The following is a 22,906-nucleotide window of genomic DNA, read 5'->3' as shown; positions in this document are numbered from 1 at the left end:
TGAAATAAGAACAAAGGTACGCAAAAATAATCATCCAATAACCCTTGACCTTGGATTAAACTCCAAGGTTTATACTCAGGTAAAATTCAGATCATGATGGTGAGTTAACATATGTATCGAATAGGCGAACTTTCTGCTTTGTATGACATTAAAGCAGACACATTACGGTTTTACGAAAAGCATGGTTTGTTATCACCTTCAAGTCGCTCTGATTCTGGGTATCGGTTATACAACCAAGCTGACTCTGAACGGCTCAAGTTTATATTACGCGCTAAAGCGGTTGGTTTCTCGCTTAACGATATTGCCGACTTATTATCTATAGAAGTGGACAAGTCCAATCGTGCATGTGCAGACGTTAAAGGTTTGGTTGATACCAAGCTTGAGCAAGTGGAAGCCAAACTGGCAGAGTTACAACACTTTGCAACATCGCTAAAAAGTTTATCGAATACCTGTTGTGGTGGCCCTGATAGCGCCGAGCATTGCTCGATACTCGAAGCGTTAGAGTCGTCAGACAAGCATATTATTGCTAAAAAAGAACATCATCATTTTGCTAATTTGGGTCATAAGGATTAAGTATGTTATTGACCAATTTCCTTCATTTATTTTTAGAGTCTGCCCCTTGGTTGTTACTGGGCTTAGTGCTGGCAGGTTTGTTAAAGGTATTTGTGCCGATGGCATGGATGCAAAAGCAACTCGGCGGCCATGGAATGAAAACGGTGGTGAAGGCGGCATTATTAGGTGCGCCTTTACCTCTGTGTTCGTGTGGTGTTATCCCCGCAGCAGTTGGTTTACGTCGAGCTGGCGCCTCAAAAGCCGCTACAACCTCTTTTTTAGTGTCTACACCCGAAACTGGCGTTGACTCAATTACCGTATCCTATGTATTACTCGGGCCTTTTATGGCGATAGTGCGTCCGATAGCGGCGATTACTAGCGCGATAGTGGCGGGTTTATTAGTGGGCCGTGATGACGATGATGGTATTCCTGCGTCAACATCTGCTAAAGCGAAAACGGCCACTGATTCATCAGCGAGTGCCAAGCCGGTATCATCATGCTGTGGATCCAAATCAACTGCAAGCTCGGACGCCAGCGCAGAAGCTAGCTCTGAAACTACATCTACAGGTAAAACAACCACTAGCACTATGCAAAATGCTAGCGTGAAAATGACAGCGATTAAAGCAGAATCAGTTAATTCAGGATCGATATTGAGCCCGATGACAGCAGCGCAATCAATCGGTGGCAGTCGTTCGCAAGTAAAGCAAAGCAGTTGCTGTGGTAGTAAAGCTGCGGATAAACCAGCCGAGTCTGCACCTGCTGCCTGTTGCAGCACAAAAGCAAAAGATGACCTAATAAAAGACGAAACACCAGCTGCAACCGTTACATCAAGTTGCTGCAGTAGCAAAGCTGAGCCAAAGGTCGAAGCGATATCGACAAGCTGTTGCAGCACAGCAACGACAGTAAACCCAGCAACAAGTGAAAGTAGTGATGAAGCCAGCTGCTGTGCATCGACTCAAGATATGGCAACAGAGTTGAAGAACAACAGTGTATTCAGCCGTGTGTTATCGGGTTTGCATTACGCCGCAACGGATTTAGTGAAAGACACTACCTTGTGGTTATTAGTTGGGTTATTTTTTGCCGCCATCGTGCAGACTTATGTACCAGCTGACTTTTTAGTCAAATGGGGCGACGGCATTCTGGCGATGTTAGTGATGGTTTTGGTGTCGATCCCGATGTATATCTGTGCTACGGCTTCAACGCCTATTGCTGCAGGCTTGCTATTAGCAGGGGTGTCACCCGGCGCGGTACTGGTATTTATGATGGCAGGCCCTGCAACCAATATTGCAACCTTAGGCGTGGTGACTGAAGAGTTAGGCAAGCGTGCATTATATGGTTACTTAGGTGGCGTTATCGGTGTGGCGTTAGTTTTTGGTGTACTAGTTAATTACTTAGTGGATACATTTGGTTTTGAAGTGATGCCGCAGATTGGCGAAGAGCATGCTTTATTACCGCAAGGTGTAGTGGCTATATCTGGTATTGTGCTGGCGGTGTTAATGGCCAAAGTACTGTGGGATATGATCCCTAAAGGTAATAAAGAGAAAGGCTGTTGCTCATAAGTTAAGCCAAATGGGTTAATCAAAGCGAGTTAAGTGCATATGGTAGCCAGTGATAAATGTCACTGGCTTTTTATCAGGGTAAAATATTGCGGATGGCCCTGTTAACATTAGAGCTAGTTAACAATAGTGCTAGGTAAAAATAGCGTTGAGTTTTTCGGCAAGCCTTAATGTTTTTCCAAATCGCGGTAAACTTTCGATGATATCGCTATTTGGGTTACATTTAACCGTTTTCCACCTTTCATCGTCTTTAATTTAAATGTAATACCATTGCGCAGCGCGATCTTAAGTTTTAACGGAACTGATTTTATCTGCCCAAGTCGACATTTGCGCTAGGCTTTTACCATTCGCTAGTTGGTTTATTTTCTGTTGAGTCGTTTGGGATAAAGTGGCTAGAGCGATTTTAATTAATATTCTGTTAAGTAGGGTGCTAATAAATAGGCTCCAAACAAAAATACCGAGCAATTAGCTCGGTATTTTTATGTGCTCAGTATGTCTACATCAAGCTATTTACTTGTTAAACGACGTGTAAATTATTTGATCTTACTGGCAAAATTTTCAGGTGAATTTTTCGATTGCTTAACCGCACGTTTCTCTTTTAAAGATAATGCCGGTTTTTTCTTCGCTTCTTTTGAATTATTACGTTCTTTGCTCATTTGTATGACTCCTAGCACGCATAACACGTGACTAATAAATGGTAATTTGTGTTGTTAGTATCGAATGAACCAAAATTAATCAGCCACTTAAATACTGACTTAGCCTTTGAACAATTTACTGAACCAAACTTATCATTGATATTGCGAATTAATGATGTGCGAAAACTTACCTCTATGATCTAAATTAATCACCTGATTGAGTTGATATTAGCACCTAGTCAGTAAAAAATATCTATTTATTCTATAGATTATTTTGTGCTTAAAAACTCATCTTTAATTATGATTGCTTTGGTGAACAAAATCGGGAATTTCGAGCACGCCTTCACCCCAATGCTCAAACAGAGCTGCATATAAAAACTCTACAAACACTCGGTATTTTCGGGGTAAATACACACGCTGCGGAAAGCTCAGGGTGACCTTGGTTTGCATCATTGGAAAGTCTTCTAGTATTGGTATCAGTTGCTTACTGTCTATGGCTTCTTGTGCAATAAAAACCGGTACCGCAGTAATGCCTAAGCCTTCAATTGCAGCTTCTCGGGCAAAGGTGACATTATTGACTTTTAGCTGCGCAGGGGGATCAAGATCAAGCCATTGGTTACCATCAAAAATACGCCAGCCACCATTAATATGGGCCGACTGTAATTTAATTGCGGTATGGATCATTAAATCTTGCGGTATTTGTGGTGTGCCATGACGCTCAAGGTAAGTTGGGCTTGCCATTAACAGCCTGCTGGCAGTGACTAACGAGTAGCTTTGCAGCTTAGGATCATGCTGTTCAGTAATTTGAAATAGAAAATCGACCCCTTCTTCAATCACATCAATTTTACGGTTAGTCAGTTCTGCATTAATGGTGATATTGGGGTAAGCCGCCAGAAACCGGGCAAGGATACGACCTAAAAATAATTGTCCTAGCTCGATAGGGCAAATCACTTTTAAGTTGCCTTTGATGTCTTGCTGGCTCGCGCTGAGAAGATCTTCGGCGTTTTGTAAATCTTGTAAAATTTTACTGATGCGATGGTAATAGCTCGAACCCGCTTCAGTGAGTTTCAATGACCTTGTGGTGCGAAACAGTAATTGCACACCAGCATCTGCTTCTAGATCTGCGATTTTACGACTCACAGTGGCTTTGGTTATCCCCAGCGCCTTGGCTGCACCGGTAAAACTGCCTTGTTCTACTACTTGCGAGAATATTTGAACGCGGTTGAGATCCATATTGTTACACCTGTGAAACAGTGGGTTGAATTTTTACTATCTAATAAACTTAAGGAAACAGTAGTAAACTAGAGCAGAATAAATTAGGAGTCAAATATGTCTATCAATAAGCGGTTAGTGTTAGTGCCAAGTATTATCGTTGTGTTAGTTGTTGCAGGCGTTTATTGGTGGTCACAAGTTCGATATATCGAGTCAACGGACAATGCGTATGTTGAGGCTGATATTTCAAATATCAGTGTAAAAGTCCCCGGCTACATTGTGCAGTCTGCTGTGGTTGATAATCAACATGTCAACAAAGGTGAACTACTGGCTCAACTGGAAGACAGTCAGTTTGTTGCTAAGCTGGCTCAAAGCAAAGCTGTGCTAGCGAGTACCCAAGCAAACTTGCAAACCTTGGCCGCAAAGGTTGATTTACAGCAAGCATTAATTAACCAAGCTAAGGCAACCGTTGTGGCCTCACAGTCAGAGCAGTTAATTGCTCAACAACAGTTGAAGCGTTCACAGAAATTAAAAATCAGTAATTACAGTTCACAAAATGATGTTGACCAACTTCAGGCTGGTTTCGATTCAGCATCAGCTCATGTCGATGAGGCGCAAGCTGCATTAGTGGCTAAGCAGCGTGAATTGTCGGTATTTAACGCGCAATTATTACAAGTACAAGCGGATGTCGATCAGGCAATGGCCAGTGTCGAGTTGGCCAATATTCAATTGGTTGATACACGTGTTACGGCACCGTTTTCAGGGATTATAGGTAAGCGTGGCGCAATGGTGGGCCAGTATGTTCAACCTGGACAAGCATTGTTTAGCCTAGTGCCAGATGCACAAGTGTGGATTACGGCTAACTTTAAAGAAACTCAAATTGAGCACATGCAAGCCGGACAAGCCGTTAAGGTGAGTTTAGATGCTTATCCTGATGATGTGTTTAGCGGATTTATCGACAGTTTAGCACCTGCATCGGGTTCTAAATTTAGCTTGTTACCCGCAGAGAATGCGACGGGTAACTTTACCAAAATTGTTCAACGTATTCCGGTGCGTATTCGTCTTGAACATGATCAACCCTCATCTGCAATTGGGCGTATTTTACCTGGCTTAAGTGCCTTGGTTGAGGTTGATACAAAGTCAGCAACTCAATCTCATGAGCTTGCTAAGGCATCTGCTGTTCAAGCAACATCTGTGACTGCAGGGCATTAATATGAACCAGTCAGCCACTGAGGCAGATGCATCGCAAGTCGGCCCTGTAAGTACTGTGGATGATAAACCGACCGGTTATCAGCGCGGTAGCACACGTTCTTGGATTGCTGTTGCTGGCGGTTTAATCGGTGCCTTTATGGCGATTTTGGATATTCAAATCACCAACGCGTCGATGAAAGAGATTCAGGGCAGTTTAGGGGCGACGCTAGAAGAGAGTAGCTGGATTGCCACTGCTTATTTAGTAGCCGAGATGATTGCCATTCCTTTATCTGGTTGGTTAAGTACTGGTTTATCTACTCGTCGTTACTTACTGTGGACTACTGCTGCCTTTATCGTTGCCTCTGTATTGTGCTCAATGTCTTGGAACCTTGAGTCGATGATCGCTTTTCGTGCCTTGCAGGGTTTTTTTGGCGGGGCATTAATTCCGTTAGCTTTTCGATTAATTCTTGAGTTTTTACCCGACGACAAACGCGCCATGGGTATGGCTCTGTTTGGAGTAACCGCAACATTTGCGCCTTCTATTGGGCCAACATTAGGAGGTTGGTTAACCGAACAATTTAGCTGGCACTATTTATTTTATATTAATGTTCCGCCAGGTTTATTAGTGATGGCGATGTTGGCTTATGGTTTAGAGCGCAAACCGATTATTTGGGACAAGTTAAAAGACGCCGATTATTCTGGCATTGTTACCATGGCGTTGGGTATGGGCTGTTTAGAAGTCGTGTTAGAAGAGGGCAATCGTAAAGACTGGTTTGGGTCAGATCTTATTCGTAATCTTGCCATTATTGCCGCGGTTAATATCAGTTTATTTATTTGGATCCAATTACGTAAAGCTCAGCCATTAGTGAATATTCGTCTGCTTGCGCAGCGAGATTTTGCTTTATCCACTGTGGCGTATTTCTTACTGGGTATGGCGTTGTTTGGGGCGATCTACATGATCCCGCTGTATTTATCACAAATTCATGATTATACCCCGTTAGAAATTGGTGAAGTCATTATGTGGATGGGCTTCCCGCAGTTACTCGTACTGCCATTAGTGCCTAAATTAATGCAGAAGTTTGATCCGCGATATTTGGCAGCACTTGGATTTGCTTTATTTGCGACCAGCTATTATATGAATAGCCATATGACCATTGATTTCGCAGGCGATCAGATGATTGCTTCGCAAATAGTACGGGCGTTAGGGCAGCCGTTTATTTTAGTACCTATTGGTATTTTGGCGACAATGCATCTTCAAGCACATGAAAATGCTTCTGCATCGACGGTACTCAATGTTATGCGTAATTTAGGTGGGGCTTTTGGTATCGCGCTGGTTGCAACCTTAACTGATAATTTAGCCCGAGTTCATTTGGCCCATATTAAAGAAACGTTGCCGGCTGTCAGCTCCCAGGCTTACAACTATATTCAGCATACCAGTTCGATACTGCAAACAGCGGGTTCTGATGCGGTGAGTGCTAACTCACAAGCCTATGCTTTACTTGCTAAAAATATGTCACAACAAGCATATATACAAGCCTATAATGATGTGTTTTTTATTATGGCATGTTTTCTATTTATTGCGGTTGTGGCGGTTTTATTGATCCGTAAACCTGCGGCTAAAAGTGATACAGATCAACCTAATGAAATGCATTAATCATGTTAGTATTATTTTAATTGATAGCAATAAATTAAGGTGAGAGATGAAATTAACATGGCTAGATGCTGGTTTTACTGAACTGTCTTTAGAGCAGCTTTATGGGTTAATGCAATTGCGTGTAGATGTATTTGTGGTTGAGCAAAATTGTCCTTATCCTGAATTAGATGGTAAAGATAAACACCCGCAAGCAAGACACTTACTTGGGCTAAATGACCAAGGTGAGATCCTTGCATATAGTCGCATATTAGCCCCAAACGTCAGTTATTCTCAAGCCAGTATTGGCCGTGTTGCCGTTGCTAAATCGGCTCGTGGCCAAGGAGTGGCGAATCAATTAATGCAAGGTGCCATTGCTATTGCAAAACAGCATTGGCCAAATGACAATATTCAAATTGGGGCGCAAGATTATTTACGCCAATTTTATCAACAACATGGGTTTGTAGTTAATTCAGATGTATACCTTGAAGACGGTATAGAGCATCTTGATATGTTGTTAATCTATAATAGCTAATTGGTATGAATAGCGTTGGGTTCAGAGATAGCATAATCAACTTTGAGTTGAGTCGTTATTTCTCTGGATTCGGGTAGGTCTTATTAAGGAAAAATGATGTCAGATTATGTAATTAATAGCCAGCAAATTGTTTGTGTCGCTCAATTTGTGGCGAAAGCAGGAAAACGTGATGAGTTAGTGGCGGTATTGGCAAGCTTGATCCCTGATACTCGTCGTGAATCTGGCTGTATTCGTTATGAATTGAATATCAGTGTAGATAACGACAACAAAGTTGCCTTTGTGGAAAAGTTTGTCGATCGTGCTGCGTTTGATCAACATTGCGCTAAAGATGCTATTCAGCATTATTTCCACAATGTAATGCCTGAGTTGGTTGAATCACATCATGTTGAAGTGTTTAATCAAGTGATAGCTTAATTGGCGGTAGCTGTTAAGTACGTCAATTTCGAGAGCTGTAATTTTCAAGCGCTGTAATTTCAAGTTCTGGATGTCAAGATTAGATTTGAAGCGCTAGAGTTCAGCATTGGATTACAGATACAAAAATGCCAGTCTATACAGACTGGCATTTTTAATCATTTATACTGTTAAGCCGAAGCTCTTATATCATAATGATTAGAAGTCGTAACGAGCACCGACAGTGAAGATGTTGTCATCTTCTAAATCAACTGTAGCAGTACCAACTTTATGGTCGCCTTCATACATAGCATAGTGACCATAAACTAACGTTGACTTAGAAATACGGTAGTCAGCACCCACAGTAATTTGAGTGATGTTTACGTCTGTACCAGTCGCTTCTTTAATATTTTTGTAGTAGCTACCAAAACCAGCTTCATCTTGACCGTATTCAGCTTTTAAGTTTACGCCGTTTAGGTTGTAAGATACGTTAAGGAAGAAAGAATCACCTTCTTGATCAGATGTTTGGCTTTCAGTGTTTTGGTATAAACCACCAAGCTTGAACTCACCTAGCTTAACTTGTGCCACACCACGGTAAGCATCAATGCCACCAATAGTGTTATAAGCTGCAGCTACGTAGTAAGGGTGTGCTTTAAGACCTTTATCACCAAGAGTTGCACTTAATGCATATTGATCATCATATGATTCTTTACCAGCATCATCTGTGTAGTTGTCTTCCATTAAATAAGTCGCGTTTAATGTGACTAAACCACCAATAACAGGTGAGTAGTACCAAAGACCGTCAGCTTTACGTAACTGGCCGCCAATCATACGATCGATATCGGCGTTAAAGTTACCGAATAAATCGATGCCACCTTCAGACTGTTTAAATACCGTATCGTTACGGCCTACTAACACAGTACCAGCGTCACTTTTTAAACCTAAGAATGTGTTACGTGCTTTAAATACAACTTCGTCACTGCCATTCTTACCTTCAGTTTGAGTAGTATTTTCAACTTGGAATTCCATTTGGTATAACAGTTCGATACCGTTAGCAAATTTCTCGCTACCTTTAACACCCAAGTTAGAAAAGTTGTTTTCTAATACTGTGCCTTCTTTACGGTTTTGAGTAGTGGCACCTTGATCAGAATTCGATACTGCTAAATCTAAACGACCATAGAAACTTGGGCCTTCAGCAAGTGTAGCGAAAGAAACTAATGTAAGTACAGATGCTACCGATGCAGAGATTAAGGTTTTTTTCATCTTTCATGCTCCCTAGAACGTTATGTTCTATATTCCATTTTTCATGGTTTTAGTTAGTGAACTTTGTTGCAGATTCAATTCTGTAACAAGCTGGTGCAGATTTTTACAGATTTGATAACTTCATAGTGTGGCCTAGATCAAATAAACAGGGCCTACTTGAAAATTTGTGTATAAATCTGTGATAACTGCGACCATTTGTATAATTAAATAACATTATGGCGTAGATCTACCTCTTTAGGGATGTTCCTATTTGATTAGAAATAGGCTAGCGCACAACCACAAAAAGTTGCAGAAATGTATTTTAGCTCATGTTAATTTAATTGTTGTGAATATTCGATGTTAAATTTTATATCTTTAGTCTAATAAGGTTAAAAATTAAGCATGATTTAATGTTTGTTGTGATCGGAATCTTTTTGGCAGATAAATATATTTAGCTCAAGCTGCTTCTACTCGGGTAATAGACAGTTATAAAACGGCTCTTTGTCATGTTATCTGAGTTAAATGGTTCTTATCATAGTTACACTATTAAAGGGTCAACCTATCTTGATGAGTTTAACCAATAGCTAATGTGATATTTAAGCTGCAATAAACTAATTTTATCACTTTATCCTATTTGCCATAACGAGTGGGCTGAATTACTAGCCAAGAATATGAGCATGCGGTGCTTGTTATTAAGCCAAAAAGCCTCCTTAACCAAATTCATCTAGAGTGAATCATGACAAACGTTTAGCTTTGAGGATAAATCATATAAAATTGGCCGCGAAAATAGTCGTTAATTAAGGCGTAACTAATGTTGTCAGAATCTTATACTCATCGTTTTGCTGGTGTCGGCCGTTTATACGGTCAAGCAGCACTAACGACTTTTTCGCAGGCGCATGTTGTGGTGGTTGGCATTGGTGGTGTCGGTACATGGGTTGCCGAAGCGTTAGCGAGAAGTGGTATAGGGCAGATTACACTAATTGATTTAGATGATATTTGTGTTACCAATACTAATCGCCAAATACATGCATTAACCTCGACTATTGGCCAATCAAAAGTTGAGGTTATGGCAAAGCGCATTGGCGAAATTAATCCTGAGTGTATGATTAATGAAATAGAAGATTTTATTACCTTAGACAATCTTGCTGAACATTTTAAGCCGACCTCACAAGGTGGCAATATTGATTATGTGGTTGACTGTATTGATGCTGTAAAGCCTAAAGCGGGATTAATTGCTTGGTGTAAGCGCAATAAAATTCCCCTAGTGACCATAGGTGGTGCTGGTGGACAAACCGATCCGACTCTTATTCAAGTGACTGACTTGGCTAAAACAGTACAAGATCCATTATTGGCAAAAGTACGTAACATATTACGCAAAGATTATAATTTCACTAAAAATATTCAACGACGCTTTGCTGTCGATGCAGTATTTTCGACCCAACATCTAGTCTACCCTCAAGCTGATGGCAGCGTGTGCAACACTAAAGCAGATGCAGAGGGCAGTATGCGAATGGATTGCGCATCTGGTTTTGGTGCTATTACCATGGTAACGGGAACGTTTGCGTTTGTTGCCGTTAGCCGTGTGCTGAGTAAATTAGCCGCTAAATCCGCTTAACATCATTGAACTAAGCTGTTGGTAATCTCGGTACGCTAATCACGAACATGGGCCCACCAAGTGGTGAAATAGGTACATAACTGATATTGCCTTTAAGCTGAGCCACTGCGTTAAACGCTGCCGCGAGCCCTAAACCTACTCCTCCTTTATGACGAGCTGTAGTGAAGAAGGGTTCGAAAATATGTTCGACGATGTCATTAGGAATAGCCGCGCCATTATTTTGAATTTCTATATGAATACTCTCTGGCTCAGTAACGACATTAATGTGGATCTTTGCTTGAGTAACATCTTTAAATGCATGTGAAAATGCATTTGATACAACATTAGTAATCGCTTGGCTTAATAAACTGGCATTACTATTAAGTTGCAACTGTTCATCAATACTGATCGTTATTTCGACTTCTTGCGGTGAAAAGATCATTAATGTTGAATCAGTAATATCGCGTAATTGATGACTCAAATTAAAGGTCGTGTTTTGCTCATGGCTTTGTTCTGCGGCAATAGACTTAAATTGTTGGATCAAATAACTCGCACGAGTGATATTACTGACGATTAACTGACTGCTTTGTTGATATTGCTCTAAAATTTCATTTATTTGTTCTAAAGTGGCATCATCGCTATGGATCAATTTGATCAACTCTTCTATATGAGACAATTGCGAGCTAGCAGCCGTTAAGCAAATACCAATAGGGGTATTAATTTCATGGGCTACGCCAGAAACTAAGCCACCTAATGCAGCCATTTTTTCTTTTTCTATAAGTACTTGTTGAGTTCGTTTCAACATTTGCAGTGATTGTTCAAGTTCTTTGGTTTGTTCTTTAACTTGGCGCGCGAGCTCATCTTTATAGCTGCGTTCTAACAACAGTAAACGATCGCGATCTTCAAGAGCATGCTGGAGATCGACTTTTGATTGGCGCAATGCTTGATAAGAGCCTCTGATTTGCCGTTGCATAGTATTAACCGCATCTGCTACTAAACTGAATTCATCATGTTGCGGCTTTCGATTAAAATCCAAGGGAGTAAAGTTGTGGTCTAAGCTAATATCATCACAATATTTACTTAAATGACGAAGGTGCTTGGTCACATTGAACCACACTAGAAACAAGATAAAACCTGCTACGAGGAAGGTTTTGATCGCGTTGGATAATAAAATCAGTATTGCTTTATTATACAAACGATCATAAATGACATTTAGATCGGCTTGTACGATGAGCGTACCAACAGGAATGTTTTCATTATTGGTATAAATTAATGGATATTGTTTCTCAATAACAGCCGTGTTCTTATATTCACCAAAATGCCATTCTTGATTACTGTCATCACGGATAGAAATATAGTTTATGTCAGGTAATTGACTCAAACCACGGAGTTGCGTGTCGATCAAATGTTCATCTATTACCCATATGCTGGCTGCCAGCACTTCTAAATTTACTGCCTCTATATTCGAAAAAACGCGATCAATTCTACTTACATCATTTTGATAATCATTCACGAGCTGATAAGCCGTCGTCACTAGCGTAATTAAAGAGCTAAAGATTATGATCGAAAGCGTTAATTTTCGTGCTATAGGACTTTGTAGTAACTGTCTTATGGATATCAGCATAGTATCTTCATTGTGATTTATTAATAGGGAGAATCTACTCATGAGAGTATTGATTCTACAATGTATTTCGCTGGTGTTAGTTCGAGTCTCATACCTTTGGTTCAAGCATAGCCTGATAGGCAATATATAGTGATGAAAAAATAAATAAATATCAGCTAATCAATTAATTTTTCTGGCATATATTTTGCTTTATCTTAGTAAGCTCAAAAAACTGACACTGCGGGTAAGCTATGATGAAAATTAAAGTAAGTTCAATAAAGTTATTGAATAGTAAGCGTTTGTTCGTAAGTTCTATGTCATGGCTTATCGTAGCATGTGCAAGTTTATTGTTTGCGCCTAAAGATTTATTGGCGTTTTTATCATTAGACCAACTCGTACATCAATATGGTCAGTTTATTGGCTTAGGGTTGATTATGGGGGTTGCATATTTTTTAAGTCAGATTTTTGCCTTTATCGTCGATGAAGCAATCGTATATTTACGTCAAAAACGTACCGTAGAAACCATTGACGCAAAAGTGAAACTGCTGGACCCTGCTGAAAGAGCCTTGCTACGGGAATTCTTTTTACAAGGGCAAACAATTTTAACCTTGCCACAAAATGAATTAGCGGTTAAAAATTTAGTTAACACCAGTATACTTGAAATGCTTGGAAACGAGCGTCACTACGCGATTCAAGGGCCAACGGCTGAATACAAAATTTCGATGCAAGCACGTAATTATTTAAATCGTGATGTACTACGTTTACCTGCGGGTGAACCCAGTGCAGAAGAAATGAATCATTTGATTAAAACGCGACCACATTTTATTAATGGATTGATTCAATCGCGTAAGCATGCGGTGTAATAGCTAATAGCGCGGAAAATAGTGCTGTAGATGAATAAGTTTATGAATAAAAAGATGGGGGCATTTACGGCCCCCATTCTGGCATAAAAACGCATCATGTGTTTTGTCGCCAATGTATCATTCACAAGGAAGTATCCATATTGAATATGAATAATAAGCAGTAAAAAACTTAGCCTATTAAGAGACTCACTTAGTAGGTGCAGACTTCACAATAAACATCCACATTAGATAAGACATTATTCCAAAGGTGCAAAAAATTACAGTCATAGAAAGTAATCCTATCGCGTTACCAAACATTAAATCTAACCAAAATGCCATGATATTTATCCTTTAGAATGTGAAGACACGATCATCATAAAGTCAAAATAACGTCGTTATACTGATCTTGATCAATCTTCAGCCGTCATGATGTTAACTTAGTGTAAAATTGCCAATTAGCTCACAAAAAACTACTATCCTTCTCAATTGAGGGGGATGAATGACTTTTGAGCAGTTGAGTGTTTTTTATAGAAAAGAATAGGTAAAGGGCTTGCCATTATGAAATGCAACGGTATAATCGCCAGCACTTAATTGTGACAATGATTTTTGCAGTAATTACTGTTTAGTTAGTTTTAAATTTAGTGCTCGCAGTTAGGGTTAAATTACGAGTGTTGTTTTGCAAAGATATTTGGATTTATCAGATTACTTTGCAAAGCTAAAATAGCTGCTAAGTCTTTGCCTGAGTGATGAAATTGGTATACATGGGGGATTCAAAATCCCCTGCTTCACGGCGTGTCGGTTCGAGTCCGACCTCAGGTACCAAATATAAATAACAAAGCCTCAGCTAACGCCGGGGCTTTGTTGTTTCTAGAGTTATCAATTACTTAAACATTAATACTCGTTGTTTTCTCTTCTTATTACGATCTTAAACCAGCTGGTTCAATATCCTTTTTAAATCCCCACCCAGCACTCCTCCGGTCTTTTTGTGTGCTTTTTGTGTGACGAACAGGATCTAAGTACAGTAAAGAGCCTCTTGTTTAGCCCGCTGATATACCTATCATATTCAACAATGTTAAATCCTTACTTTCTTGTACTCACCCTGTTTCTACACCTTATATTCCTAAGTCAATATACCTTTTTTTTCGAGTACCGTTATTAATTGAAGTAAAGTGACTCAACATCAAAGTCTGGAAACAGAGACAAAAGCAAAGATGCTAAATGCGAAGAACGTTCCGTTCGGGGGACTACCCCCAGATATAACGGTGCTTTCTTAGCGGGTGTAAAATCGCTTGTTTTGTAGCTATACCCCCAATCTGCGAATTTTGCTACCAACTCTTTACGTGTGTATTCATCACCCTGTAGACCTAGTTCTGCCTGTCCGTATGCCCTTAAAAACAGCCTTAAGAGTAAGTGCCCAGAATGTTCACCATCCTTTAATCGCATTTTAATTTTACATAAGGCAAGGCTCATTAGGTAAAACTCCTGCCACGAGTCCCAATCCACTAATGTTTTTAAGCAATTGTTTTTACGCCAGACATCGAATCGTATTCTGGCATATAGCATGTCTTCTATTGTCTCGAAGGGCTGTGTATCTAAATGGATATGTTCAGTACCAAGTACGGCTCGCATCTTGGGATTGACTAAATTTCGTTTAAAATCAGCTTCTAAGTTCAATCTCTGTTCAGTTTCAACAGATACCATGTCTGTTTGATGGGTAAACATTTTGCGCGTAGATATTAAGCTCTTCCTTTCATGCTTTTGGCCAGGCTCTCTGCCTAGATATACTCCCGTAAAATAGTCATTTTGGTCTAGTTTTAAGCTGCCTAATTTCTCATCCTTTTTTTTAATTCTAACTTGTACACCAGCTCTTGCTAACACGGGATTTGTATCAATAGGAATAGCGGTAAGTTGGCCGCGTGTTTTCATTGAGATGAGCTGCATAACACGATGTTTCTCTTCTATTATCTCTTCAGTAGTATTTCCATTCATCACATGAAAAAATTTACGAAATAGGTTACTGATGGAGCCATCTAGCTTAATTTCACTCATTGGGGCGTTAGTTAGGTAACCATCAGTGGTTACAGATACAATTTCATACTTATCACCGATACTTACCATTTGCTCAAACATCAAAGCCCGTGCTAAGCCTGTCGTGTAGGATGCATAATAACCATTAGTAATAGCAGAGGGCGGCAATTTCTTACTGTACTGTAAAAAAATATCAAACCCCGTTTTATTGCAGCGTAAACCTTGCGCCAGCTTGCCGTATAAAGAATTACCTATCTCTTTCCAAAGCTTTTCATAAAAAATATTGTTGGATGCTTTGTACTCTTTGCGTTTAGCACGAACAAGCTGCATGAACTCACGGAATACATAATGGTTTTCGTCTGCCCAGGGGATCACAAATCCCTGTAAAATCTTAAGTGTTGCCCCCATTGTGTTAGCCACAACTAACTCATGAGAGGTACACCAACTCACACCTTTAAGGGGGTAGACTAGGCCGTATTTATCCGTCCTTATTGGTAAACTCGGGTAGCATGTTCCTTTAGGGAATTCAAATTTTACTCGAGCAAATCCCATAACATCTTCACAATAGTCTTCTAATTTGGTGCTCATGAAGGTGTTAGCGTAGTCAAGAGTTTTTATGCCGTTTAAAGCTGTGGTGTAACAGGATTGTGCATCATAGTCATACCAAGTCTCAATCGTTGTAGGACCGATTTGGTGGCAGTTATTGACGCCACCATGGTAGGTGTTTTTGACAAACTCTTCGCTCGCGATTTTATCATCAATTGATACTAGTTATTTAATGGTTCTAAACTTACCCGTTTCTCCATTAAAGATTTCTTTCTTAATAGTGGTTTGCCCAAATAATTCAGGTAAATCACAACCGATACTTTTCTGATAGAGGCTTAATGCGACGCCACCGATAGTATAAGGAAGCCCGAGTAGACCCATTTCACTACAGAACTGTCGATAACCCTTAAAGGCTAGAGCCGCAATAACGGCATCATTAACCGCATATTCGCCGAATTCTTTCGGCGCTTCATCTTGGAACACGTCCATGCGCTCTATTGAGTAAGGGTCTGGTATATCCTTCTTAGGTACCCCCACTAATTCACCAATATCCGCTAAGGTTTGTCCTGTTGGTGCGATTAACATAGTGTCGTAAAACTTAATCTCAACTTTGTGATAGTTACGATTTTTATCATAAATACTGAAAACGTCAGTGCCTATCGAAGCGTTTGATGCATTATCTGCTTCCCCCTTGGTTTTTCTCAGTTTTTCCCTTTGATATTTAGTCAGCTCGACTTCCATGCCATAGGTTTCCTCCATACTCACCATTGTGTTTCTAACAGCATGCAGTTTTCCATCAAAGTCTGAAAATGCATTACTGAAGTGCATTAAATCTGCACGTAAAAAGTGGGCGCAGACAATGAGTTTTTCGGGCCAAACCTCTAATACTCCGCTTTTAATCGCATCCTCAATCGCTGCTCTAATAAACTTTGTAAATGTTGGCCTTTCTTCTCCTCGTTCTATAGGAATAATGCCAGAACACATTTTATCATTGTGTAGTGCACAATACTGTAAGCTGAGTAATCTCACTTCCGAGCCCGAGATTTGGACATATTCTCCGTCAATTGATATAACTAACGTAGTTAAAAAACTAGATAGTTGCTCAGTAACGTTTTGTTTTTGGGTACTAGGTCTAATCATCATGTTTATTTACTCGCAAAAAAAATACCCCGACTTAATCGAGGCATTTTGTTAAAGATATAATCTGTTTTTTTGGGTTATTTTTGGATTAAACTATCCCAATCAATAGCTTTTTTACCTAGCACTGCATCAGTCAATGCATTAGCTACCTTCTTAGCCTGATCTTTATTAGTTTCTGGATGCCAAAAGATTAATTGACCCTGATGATTATTAACTCCTACCCCCTTAGCCATGAGGTTTACGTTAGCTACATCTTCCGCATAAAAGAACACACAATCGCAGCGAATAACCGTTTTATTAGACATATATATTTTTCCTTTATTTTTGATCGTTAATGAATTGTAAAATTGATTCACTTGTGAACCGTACTTGCCGACCTATACGAATAGGTACGGGCATTGTGTGCGGTCTTCTGGTCACATTTACCGCTAATGTTTTTGGATTTAGGCTTAACAATTCAGCCAGCTCTTTGAGCGTGTAACACGCTTTATTCAGTTCCATACCTTCTATCCTCTATTTGAAAAAATCGTTAATGCCGTTAACTGTCTTCATTTGATGTTTTTGGCTAGGGTGGATATATCGCCTAGCGGTAAGATCAATCGTTTTATGTCCTAATTGCTGCTGTACAGCCTTAATGTCACCCGTCTGCTCATAGATTTTCGTGCCTACAGTAGAGCGTAAATCTTTGATATTAATTTTCATTTCCATATCGAACTCCTTATTTAATTCGTTAACTATTCGAGCGTGTACGCCCCGTGGGTACCCAATGAACCCTGTGCTTGTTCTGTTACTACTAAATAAAAATTCATTAAAACTGAATTTCATCGCTACCTTAATTGCCTCGCTTCCTGTCTCTCCCACACAAACAGTCCGTGATTCGCCATTTTTAGTGTCTCTAATCAGGAAACTGCTTAGGTCGTCTGATATATCCCCTAAACGAATGCCCATAATCTCGCCAATTCGACACCCAGTAGCAGCATCTAATATCAATGCCATAGCGTGGATCGTATTTTTTTCTCGGTGCGCTAAACCAACATATCGCCCAAAAACTGCATCACTCAATGATATGGACGGCTTGAATGTTTCCTTGAGCGGCTTAATGTGCTTCGCCCCTGATGTAATAATTAATTCATCTGCCAGAGCCAAGTTAAAAAGCTTCTTCACCATGGCTAATACCCGATTACAACTGGCATTTGATAAACCTTTCTCCCTTAGCCGATTTAATTCAGATTCGATATCACCTCGTTTTATCTTGTCTAAATCCTTACCTTTTAGTTCCCGAGATAAGCGGTTGTAATTACATAAAATCGACTTCTGATTTCTATGATGTCGCTTACTGTATTCAAGGAAAGATGACTCAAAATATTCATCGAAAGTGATTGCTGTCGGTCTAAACCGACTAAGTTGTGCTTCTGCAATGACTAGCGTCACTGCCCGCTTATATTCCGTTAAAGAAATATCACCATATCGCCCGATGACCTCACGCCTCACTTTGCCTATATGGTGCAGTTCAAACCCCAGTGAGAGTCCTTTCTTTCGCTTCCAAATTCGCCATCGTTTATCGTTAGTGGCCTTTGCTTCCTCCCCAAAAGAGCCTGTTAATTGAAACTCTTCTAGGGATAATTTGGTGACGTCGATTGTCTTCATAGCCATGTATCAGCCCTCCCGTGTCGTTTTCTGTGCGTTAAATATAAGTAGATTTATATAAATTCAAAACGCCCAGATGAGAGCTGGATTTATCAGAAATAACTGTGTGTAAAATGGCTTTAGACTAATGTTTTAAAGGGCTAAAACGTCTAGCCCTGCAATACCATGCAGAGTAGGGGTTTTTGAATACGGCTATGAAAACAGGTCGGAATTACTGGTGTTAAAAGGTATGATTCAATCTATATAAAGCGTATTTATGTAAAGGCAATATGATAAAAAATGGAAATTAATCTGTTATTGCCCTATTTAGACGGGGGTCGGAATGAGTGCATCTCTATAGCGGTGTGGTCGTCACTGTGTTTCACATTAAGTATCAGTCCCAGCGATGCAATCAAAGTGTATTCAGCTGTTAGGAAAGCGGCATCACTTCAAAAATATCTAGTCCCACCTAATCAGTTAGATGAGTTAATTAGATCTGATAGTAAAAACGTTAAGCTATTTAATACAACGCATACGTTTTTTAAAAACCACACTCTGATGATTAGCTTTAGTCAAAATGGCGATATTCAATTAGAAAAACTCCTTCCCCGAAATCGCAATAAGAAAGGGCAATTTACCCCTTTGAGTCTCGATAATAGCGTTCAAAAAATACAGATTAAATGGATTCGGAAAGCTAGGGGGCTTATTGAAAAAACCATAGTCGAGTCAATTAACGGGATAGAACGAGCGCGCTTATCATTTGTTAAATGTACACATTATCAATCAGTTATTTGTCAGTTCAGTGAAAGTGAAATACTAAAATTGGTTAGGCTATGTAAAATTCATAGCGACTTAGATAATGATGTTTTAGCTCACTGGTTGTTGAGTAGAACGAGTCACACTAAGAAAGAAATATCTGATTTGATGAAACGTTATGACACTAAAAAGTTACAACAGTCTTCAAATGTTCTCGCTCCGATTAGGCGCGCATCTGCTCAGTATTTTAGATTTAACCATCAAGAATACAGTGGGTTAGTTATGTGGGGTGTTGCTAATTTGTATTGGTTATCATGTTCTAAACAAGCATTAACCCACATATCCAAAGCTGTGAGTGATAGGAAAAGTATGCAATTGATTAAAAATGCTGAAAACCAATATGTAATGGATACACTTATTTTCTCATTAGTATCATCTACAGCCGATATTGCAGAAGATGAACTGACAATTTACTCAAGAAAAAGAGAATAATAAGATTAAAAAAGAGCCTGTAAAATACCTTTGTCAGTGCGCGCGATAACGCTGCGCATGTGGCTCGCTGTCGCGAGCGGATGCGCCAATGCTTCGCATTGCCACATCTCTAGTAAAACGGACTATTAAAGTATAAATATTTACAGTCTTCGTTGCTTACCTCCGTTTTTTTGTTTCTATAAAAAAATCATACTACCTATACTATCCCCAACGTCACTAATGCGATCCCATCTATCTATTTGTTTTAAATGCGTATTATTGAAAGGGTAATTACGAAAACAAAAAAAAGATAACGTAAAATGTTATCTTTTTATATCGAAATTTACTTATTATTCGTCACCAATAAGATAGCCTAGAACCCCTCCAACACCCGTCCCAACAGCTAAGCCTACGGGCCCAAATCGACAGCCAATTAATGCCCCAGTCATTGCACCTTGTACGGCCCCTTTTGATCTACCTTGTGCATTTATTTTCGAATTATCATTCTCATCTCGTTGTATCATTTTTATTACCTCATTTTTAATGTCGCACTTTTTTGGCGACGGGTGCAGTATCCTTTGCGTTTGAGCCTTCCCTGGAGACACACCACCTCATTACGTGTTGTCCGGTAAGGAATATCAAGTTAGGTATAAAACTTTGCTTTAACACGTTAAATCCCTCCTGTTCCTTTCCTGTTTTACCGATTTTTGGCTTTCGCATTCGTACCAAATCGTTTTCGTAGAACGGGCCTAAATTCCTCATTTGTAGATGCCTTATTGGTTCGTTCCCTTTTAACCGAGAGAAGTCGACTTGCTGGTTAATTCAGTGCGATGAGGACACGACTGTCTCATCAAACGTACATTTACCATTTCTTTGTCATGTAATGACCATAGGGGGGAGGGGGGGGGGATAAATTAGTTAATTGCAATTCGTTGGTGGCGGCTAATCAAGCCATTATTATGGTTAATAATAAGCACTCGTTTGGTTCTCTTAGGGGGAACTGTTGTCAGTAGGAAATGTATGAAACAGTTGTTTATTTAACCATGCCGAGTAATTTGGCTTTGTTCTCGTCATATTCATCGGCTAGGCAATGCACAAATACACTCTTCGCAGACTGCATTAATAGGTTAATGGCATTACTGCGAAGCACTGCCGCCATGAAACCACAATTGTTAGCACTTCCTCCCTTAAATACGGGTTTTAAAAGGGTGCTTTTAATGACTTTATCTTTTTGGTCATCAAGGATCGCGGTGATCGCATCAAATGATACCCATTCTTTAGAGTGAAGGCCTCCGCCCTCATTTCCGCTCATTCGTAAGTGAAGTGTCTTATCATCATCTTTAATGCCTATTTGGTAAAACACATGATTCTTAGTTTTTGGACTCAACTTTAAAGCTCGGCCATCACTCACCAATAGGGTGAACCCGTCTAAAGGGCTATTAGGCTGTGCCATCGCTGCATCACTTAAAGTTTTATCGGTCTGTGGGTTCGTTTTTTGCTTGTTAGACATTAGTATTTCTCCGGTTGAGTTAAGTATTAGCGTTATTTAAATGGTTTATTAAGGTGGCAACACAAGGTGAATTGTGTGAAAGAGGGATTAATACGTATGCTCCTGCACCCGCATCATCAATGATTGATAAAGCCAACAAATAGGGTTGAGTGGTTCCTAATAGGAGAACGTACTCTGGGAAATTGATCACAGAATCAAGCCAGTAATCGTCTTTTTTATCCATTTTTCCTATCCATTCAGGACAGTCAGTTTCTTCAATTAATATGAGAAAGGTTCCATACTCGGCCCAAAAGTGTTCGGCTTCACTTTTATGCTCGAAGCAACTTTCTAAGTGAATCGTCAACGCAGTTGAAATGTCATAAGGTAAATTCAACGTCGAAATTTGATTAATTTGGCTTATTCGTTTCATGTGTTTTTACTCCATAAATAAAAAGCCCCTTACCTATAATGGTAAGGGGCTAAACGGGTGGTATTTTTGTGAGTTTAAGGCTGCGGGTGATTGTTATCGCGGGTCTAGCGGATTGTAGTCTTGGATCATTGTTGATAAATATTGTGTGGTTTCACGTTGCTTAGCCTCACTAAGCTTGGCGTACCGTAATGTGGATTCAATACAGCGATGGTTTAATAGCTTTTGTACTGCGCTGATATCGGTGCCATTAGATATTAGGTTAGATGCTACTGAGTGACGTGCTGTATGAAATACGACTTCCTCGGGGTCTCTGATATTGGCGTTATTTTTTATCTCCTTAAATGCTCGCCATGACTCAGATATTGGTTTACCAACTTTATTTCCAGCAAAAAGATATGGGTTATTAGTGACTCTAGGTAGGGTCTTAATAATATCAATCATCATGTCTGATAGATAAATGATGTGGTAAGAACCGTTCTTAGTTCGAGGTATTTGTAATGTTTTTTTTCACTAAATCAACATCAGTCCATAATCGTAATCGTAGTTCGCTAATCCGGCACCCCGTAAGGAATAATAAGGAAATATAGCCCCCCACGCTTTTGCAATGATATTTCAGTGCAGCAGCAATAATGCTCTTTGTTTCAGACACATCACAATACCGAGTACGAGCATTATTCTCCGGTAATAATGACACCTTCATCGCCACATTTGGGATGCCTAAATATTTCTCTACTTGCTTCCCCATGGTTTTAAGTAGGGCTATTGCCCTATTGCGTGTGGCTGCTGCATAACGCTTATGTTCATCACATTCATTGCTCAAATCCAATTGAATATTCAATACTTGTTGTGGTGTGAGCTTGTCATACGGCACATCATGAATTGCTTTACAGAGTGAAAATCTGGATAAATCATCTTTCCAGGTTCGTTTACGCTGTTTGGCTAATGGTAGATAAGTTTCAAAGAAGAACTCAGCCACTGTGGGTACCTGCATTTCACATTCTTTCTCAATACGATGACTTTTGGGGTCAATGCCTTGAGCTATATCAACTTTAAAGTTTCGAGCAATCTTCCGAGCAGTAGCAAGGTCAATATCAGGAAACCGACCGATAGCAATTGAAGTCTTACGTGTATAAAAAGTGTATCGAAGCAGGAAACGTTTGGAACCGGTTTTCCCACACAAGCATTTGAAGCCTGTTATTTCAGTATCGCTGTATTCTGATTCGGTTGATTTAGAGCGCGGGTCATTGGCCGGGAGTGATTTTAGAAGGGCAGTGGTGAATTTAAATTTCTTATTCATATATGACTCCTTGATTACATATCAAGATACTAATATATGTTTTACATAGGTTTTACTTCGGTAAGTCATTGTTTTTTATATTGAGTTACTTTATATCGTTTCTTTTTTGAAACGGCATCAAATTGTGGTACCCCAAAAGTC

General features: G+C 39.7%; 23 protein-coding genes and 1 tRNA gene. 10 read left to right on the top strand and 14 right to left on the bottom strand.

Annotated elements, in window-relative coordinates; all coding sequences use genetic code 11:
- The first annotated feature begins 111 nt into the window (after positions 1–111).
- Both zntR and EGC86_RS14695 read left to right on the top strand, forming a co-directional pair.
- Complete coding sequence (gene zntR / locus EGC86_RS14700; RefSeq protein WP_123778052.1) at positions 112–573, top strand: Zn(2+)-responsive transcriptional regulator; 462 nt, start codon at positions 112–114, stop codon at positions 571–573.
- A 2-nt stretch (positions 574–575) separates the two neighbouring features.
- A complete protein-coding gene (locus EGC86_RS14695) occupies positions 576–2,111 on the top strand; it encodes a permease (protein WP_123778051.1) in 1,536 nt (511 codons plus the stop codon).
- A 530-nt stretch (positions 2,112–2,641) separates the two neighbouring features.
- Here EGC86_RS14695 and EGC86_RS21150 read toward each other — a convergent pair.
- Positions 2,642–2,764, bottom strand: coding sequence for a hypothetical protein (locus EGC86_RS21150; RefSeq protein ID WP_011635985.1), 123 nt, complete (start codon positions 2,762–2,764; stop codon positions 2,642–2,644).
- Positions 2,765–3,037: 273 nt separating this feature from the next.
- Positions 3,038–3,976 (bottom strand): LysR family transcriptional regulator, encoded by a 939-nt coding sequence (locus EGC86_RS14690; RefSeq protein ID WP_123778050.1) that lies wholly within the window; start codon positions 3,974–3,976, stop codon positions 3,038–3,040.
- Between the two features lie 96 nt (positions 3,977–4,072).
- Between EGC86_RS14690 and EGC86_RS14685 the strand changes: the two genes are divergently transcribed.
- The 4 genes from EGC86_RS14685 (at position 4,073) to EGC86_RS14670 (ending at position 7,725) form a co-directional block, all read left to right on the top strand.
- Positions 4,073–5,167, top strand: a complete 1,095-nt coding sequence (locus EGC86_RS14685) for an HlyD family secretion protein (RefSeq protein ID WP_123778049.1) — start codon at positions 4,073–4,075, stop codon at positions 5,165–5,167.
- A 1-nt stretch (position 5,168) separates the two neighbouring features.
- Positions 5,169–6,800 (top strand): DHA2 family efflux MFS transporter permease subunit, encoded by a 1,632-nt coding sequence (locus tag EGC86_RS14680; RefSeq protein ID WP_165871072.1) that lies wholly within the window; start codon positions 5,169–5,171, stop codon positions 6,798–6,800.
- Between the two features lie 46 nt (positions 6,801–6,846).
- The gene (locus EGC86_RS14675) at positions 6,847–7,311 is read left to right on the top strand and encodes a GNAT family N-acetyltransferase (RefSeq protein ID WP_123778048.1); all 465 of its coding nucleotides are present in this window, start codon (positions 6,847–6,849) and stop codon (positions 7,309–7,311) included.
- 96 nt (positions 7,312–7,407) lie between these two features.
- Positions 7,408–7,725, top strand: a complete 318-nt coding sequence (locus tag EGC86_RS14670; RefSeq protein WP_123778047.1) for a putative quinol monooxygenase — start codon at positions 7,408–7,410, stop codon at positions 7,723–7,725.
- 195 nt (positions 7,726–7,920) lie between these two features.
- On the opposite strand, the gene EGC86_RS14665 is transcribed toward EGC86_RS14670, so the two are convergent.
- Positions 7,921–8,964, bottom strand: a complete 1,044-nt coding sequence (locus tag EGC86_RS14665; RefSeq protein ID WP_011635991.1) for a porin — start codon at positions 8,962–8,964, stop codon at positions 7,921–7,923.
- A gap of 790 nt (positions 8,965–9,754) precedes the next feature.
- On the opposite strand from EGC86_RS14665, the gene tcdA reads away from it, so the two are divergent.
- On the top strand, positions 9,755–10,558 hold the full coding sequence (gene tcdA, locus EGC86_RS14660; RefSeq protein WP_425376042.1) for a tRNA cyclic N6-threonylcarbamoyladenosine(37) synthase TcdA: 804 nt from the start codon (positions 9,755–9,757) through the stop codon (positions 10,556–10,558).
- A gap of 10 nt (positions 10,559–10,568) precedes the next feature.
- Here tcdA and EGC86_RS14655 read toward each other — a convergent pair whose 3' ends face one another.
- On the bottom strand, positions 10,569–12,161 hold the full coding sequence (locus EGC86_RS14655) for a sensor histidine kinase (protein ID WP_123778046.1): 1,593 nt from the start codon (positions 12,159–12,161) through the stop codon (positions 10,569–10,571).
- 230 nt (positions 12,162–12,391) lie between these two features.
- Here EGC86_RS14655 and EGC86_RS14650 point away from each other — a divergent pair, with 230 nt between their 5' ends.
- Complete coding sequence (locus EGC86_RS14650) at positions 12,392–13,003, top strand: superinfection exclusion B family protein (protein WP_123778045.1); 612 nt, start codon at positions 12,392–12,394, stop codon at positions 13,001–13,003.
- Between the two features lie 186 nt (positions 13,004–13,189).
- Here EGC86_RS14650 and EGC86_RS14645 read toward each other — a convergent pair whose 3' ends face one another.
- Positions 13,190–13,321: a DUF3149 domain-containing protein gene (locus EGC86_RS14645; protein WP_011635995.1), complete on the bottom strand. Its 132-nt coding sequence runs from the start codon at positions 13,319–13,321 to the stop codon at positions 13,190–13,192.
- Positions 13,322–13,719: 398 nt separating this feature from the next.
- Between EGC86_RS14645 and EGC86_RS14640 the strand changes: the two genes are divergently transcribed.
- Positions 13,720–13,804: transfer RNA gene (locus EGC86_RS14640), tRNA-Leu, on the top strand.
- A gap of 333 nt (positions 13,805–14,137) precedes the next feature.
- Here the strand turns inward: EGC86_RS14640 and EGC86_RS14635 are convergent.
- The 4 genes from EGC86_RS14635 to EGC86_RS14615 form a co-directional block, all read right to left on the bottom strand.
- Entirely contained in the window at positions 14,138–15,760 is a 1,623-nt protein-coding gene (locus EGC86_RS14635; RefSeq protein ID WP_281047856.1) for a DNA polymerase, read from the bottom strand.
- 21 nt (positions 15,761–15,781) lie between these two features.
- On the bottom strand, positions 15,782–16,699 hold the full coding sequence (locus EGC86_RS14630; protein WP_123778043.1) for a hypothetical protein: 918 nt from the start codon (positions 16,697–16,699) through the stop codon (positions 15,782–15,784).
- A 74-nt stretch (positions 16,700–16,773) separates the two neighbouring features.
- Positions 16,774–17,001, bottom strand: a complete 228-nt coding sequence (locus EGC86_RS14625) for a hypothetical protein (protein WP_123778042.1) — start codon at positions 16,999–17,001, stop codon at positions 16,774–16,776.
- Positions 17,002–17,209: 208 nt separating this feature from the next.
- Positions 17,210–18,349, bottom strand: a complete 1,140-nt coding sequence (locus EGC86_RS14615) for a tyrosine-type recombinase/integrase (protein ID WP_123778040.1) — start codon at positions 18,347–18,349, stop codon at positions 17,210–17,212.
- A gap of 273 nt (positions 18,350–18,622) precedes the next feature.
- Here EGC86_RS14615 and EGC86_RS14610 point away from each other — a divergent pair, with 273 nt between their 5' ends.
- Positions 18,623–19,570 (top strand): hypothetical protein, encoded by a 948-nt coding sequence (locus tag EGC86_RS14610; RefSeq protein WP_123778039.1) that lies wholly within the window; start codon positions 18,623–18,625, stop codon positions 19,568–19,570.
- Positions 19,571–19,899: 329 nt separating this feature from the next.
- Here EGC86_RS14610 and EGC86_RS14605 read toward each other — a convergent pair whose 3' ends face one another.
- The 5 genes from EGC86_RS14605 to EGC86_RS14585 all read right to left on the bottom strand — a co-directional run bounded on the left by EGC86_RS14605 (position 19,900) and on the right by EGC86_RS14585 (position 22,765).
- Complete coding sequence (locus EGC86_RS14605) at positions 19,900–20,073, bottom strand: YMGG-like glycine zipper-containing protein (protein ID WP_123778038.1); 174 nt, start codon at positions 20,071–20,073, stop codon at positions 19,900–19,902.
- 509 nt (positions 20,074–20,582) lie between these two features.
- On the bottom strand, positions 20,583–21,059 hold the full coding sequence (locus tag EGC86_RS14600; RefSeq protein ID WP_123778037.1) for a hypothetical protein: 477 nt from the start codon (positions 21,057–21,059) through the stop codon (positions 20,583–20,585).
- Positions 21,060–21,078: 19 nt separating this feature from the next.
- Positions 21,079–21,468, bottom strand: a complete 390-nt coding sequence (locus EGC86_RS14595) for a hypothetical protein (protein WP_123778036.1) — start codon at positions 21,466–21,468, stop codon at positions 21,079–21,081.
- A 93-nt stretch (positions 21,469–21,561) separates the two neighbouring features.
- Positions 21,562–21,912, bottom strand: a complete 351-nt coding sequence (locus EGC86_RS14590) for a tyrosine-type recombinase/integrase (RefSeq protein WP_245423165.1) — start codon at positions 21,910–21,912, stop codon at positions 21,562–21,564.
- A 34-nt stretch (positions 21,913–21,946) separates the two neighbouring features.
- Entirely contained in the window at positions 21,947–22,765 is an 819-nt protein-coding gene (locus EGC86_RS14585) for an integrase family protein (RefSeq protein WP_123778034.1), read from the bottom strand.
- Positions 22,766–22,906: the final 141 nt, after the last annotated feature.

The sequence above is a fragment of the Shewanella frigidimarina genome, assembly GCF_003797125.1.
Taxonomy (GTDB): Bacteria; Pseudomonadota; Gammaproteobacteria; order Enterobacterales; family Shewanellaceae; genus Shewanella; species Shewanella frigidimarina.
Note: the sequence above shows the minus strand (reverse complement) of the source record. Positions and strands in the feature narration are given on the sequence as shown.

Bases quoted from the DNA above. Each gene is read 5' to 3' on its own strand.
- zntR (WP_123778052.1), top strand. From the start codon at position 112: ATGTATCGAATAGGCGAACTTTCTGCTTTGTATGACATTAAAGCAGAC.
- EGC86_RS14695 (WP_123778051.1), top strand. From the start codon at position 576: ATGTTATTGACCAATTTCCTTCATTTATTTTTAGAGTCTGCCCCTTGG.
- EGC86_RS21150 (WP_011635985.1), bottom strand. From the start codon at position 2,764: ATGAGCAAAGAACGTAATAATTCAAAAGAAGCGAAGAAAAAACCGGCA.
- EGC86_RS14690 (WP_123778050.1), bottom strand. From the start codon at position 3,976: ATGGATCTCAACCGCGTTCAAATATTCTCGCAAGTAGTAGAACAAGGC.
- EGC86_RS14685 (WP_123778049.1), top strand. From the start codon at position 4,073: ATGTCTATCAATAAGCGGTTAGTGTTAGTGCCAAGTATTATCGTTGTG.
- EGC86_RS14680 (WP_165871072.1), top strand. From the start codon at position 5,169: ATGAACCAGTCAGCCACTGAGGCAGATGCATCGCAAGTCGGCCCTGTA.
- EGC86_RS14675 (WP_123778048.1), top strand. From the start codon at position 6,847: ATGAAATTAACATGGCTAGATGCTGGTTTTACTGAACTGTCTTTAGAG.
- EGC86_RS14670 (WP_123778047.1), top strand. From the start codon at position 7,408: ATGTCAGATTATGTAATTAATAGCCAGCAAATTGTTTGTGTCGCTCAA.
- EGC86_RS14665 (WP_011635991.1), bottom strand. From the start codon at position 8,964: ATGAAAAAAACCTTAATCTCTGCATCGGTAGCATCTGTACTTACATTA.
- tcdA (WP_425376042.1), top strand. From the start codon at position 9,755: ATGTTGTCAGAATCTTATACTCATCGTTTTGCTGGTGTCGGCCGTTTA.
- EGC86_RS14655 (WP_123778046.1), bottom strand. From the start codon at position 12,161: ATGCTGATATCCATAAGACAGTTACTACAAAGTCCTATAGCACGAAAA.
- EGC86_RS14650 (WP_123778045.1), top strand. From the start codon at position 12,392: ATGATGAAAATTAAAGTAAGTTCAATAAAGTTATTGAATAGTAAGCGT.
- EGC86_RS14645 (WP_011635995.1), bottom strand. From the start codon at position 13,321: ATGGCATTTTGGTTAGATTTAATGTTTGGTAACGCGATAGGATTACTT.
- EGC86_RS14630 (WP_123778043.1), bottom strand. From the start codon at position 16,699: ATGATGATTAGACCTAGTACCCAAAAACAAAACGTTACTGAGCAACTA.
- EGC86_RS14625 (WP_123778042.1), bottom strand. From the start codon at position 17,001: ATGTCTAATAAAACGGTTATTCGCTGCGATTGTGTGTTCTTTTATGCG.
- EGC86_RS14615 (WP_123778040.1), bottom strand. From the start codon at position 18,349: ATGGCTATGAAGACAATCGACGTCACCAAATTATCCCTAGAAGAGTTT.
- EGC86_RS14610 (WP_123778039.1), top strand. From the start codon at position 18,623: ATGGAAATTAATCTGTTATTGCCCTATTTAGACGGGGGTCGGAATGAG.
- EGC86_RS14605 (WP_123778038.1), bottom strand. From the start codon at position 20,073: ATGATACAACGAGATGAGAATGATAATTCGAAAATAAATGCACAAGGT.
- EGC86_RS14600 (WP_123778037.1), bottom strand. From the start codon at position 21,059: ATGTCTAACAAGCAAAAAACGAACCCACAGACCGATAAAACTTTAAGT.
- EGC86_RS14595 (WP_123778036.1), bottom strand. From the start codon at position 21,468: ATGAAACGAATAAGCCAAATTAATCAAATTTCGACGTTGAATTTACCT.
- EGC86_RS14590 (WP_245423165.1), bottom strand. From the start codon at position 21,912: ATGATGATTGATATTATTAAGACCCTACCTAGAGTCACTAATAACCCA.
- EGC86_RS14585 (WP_123778034.1), bottom strand. From the start codon at position 22,765: ATGAATAAGAAATTTAAATTCACCACTGCCCTTCTAAAATCACTCCCG.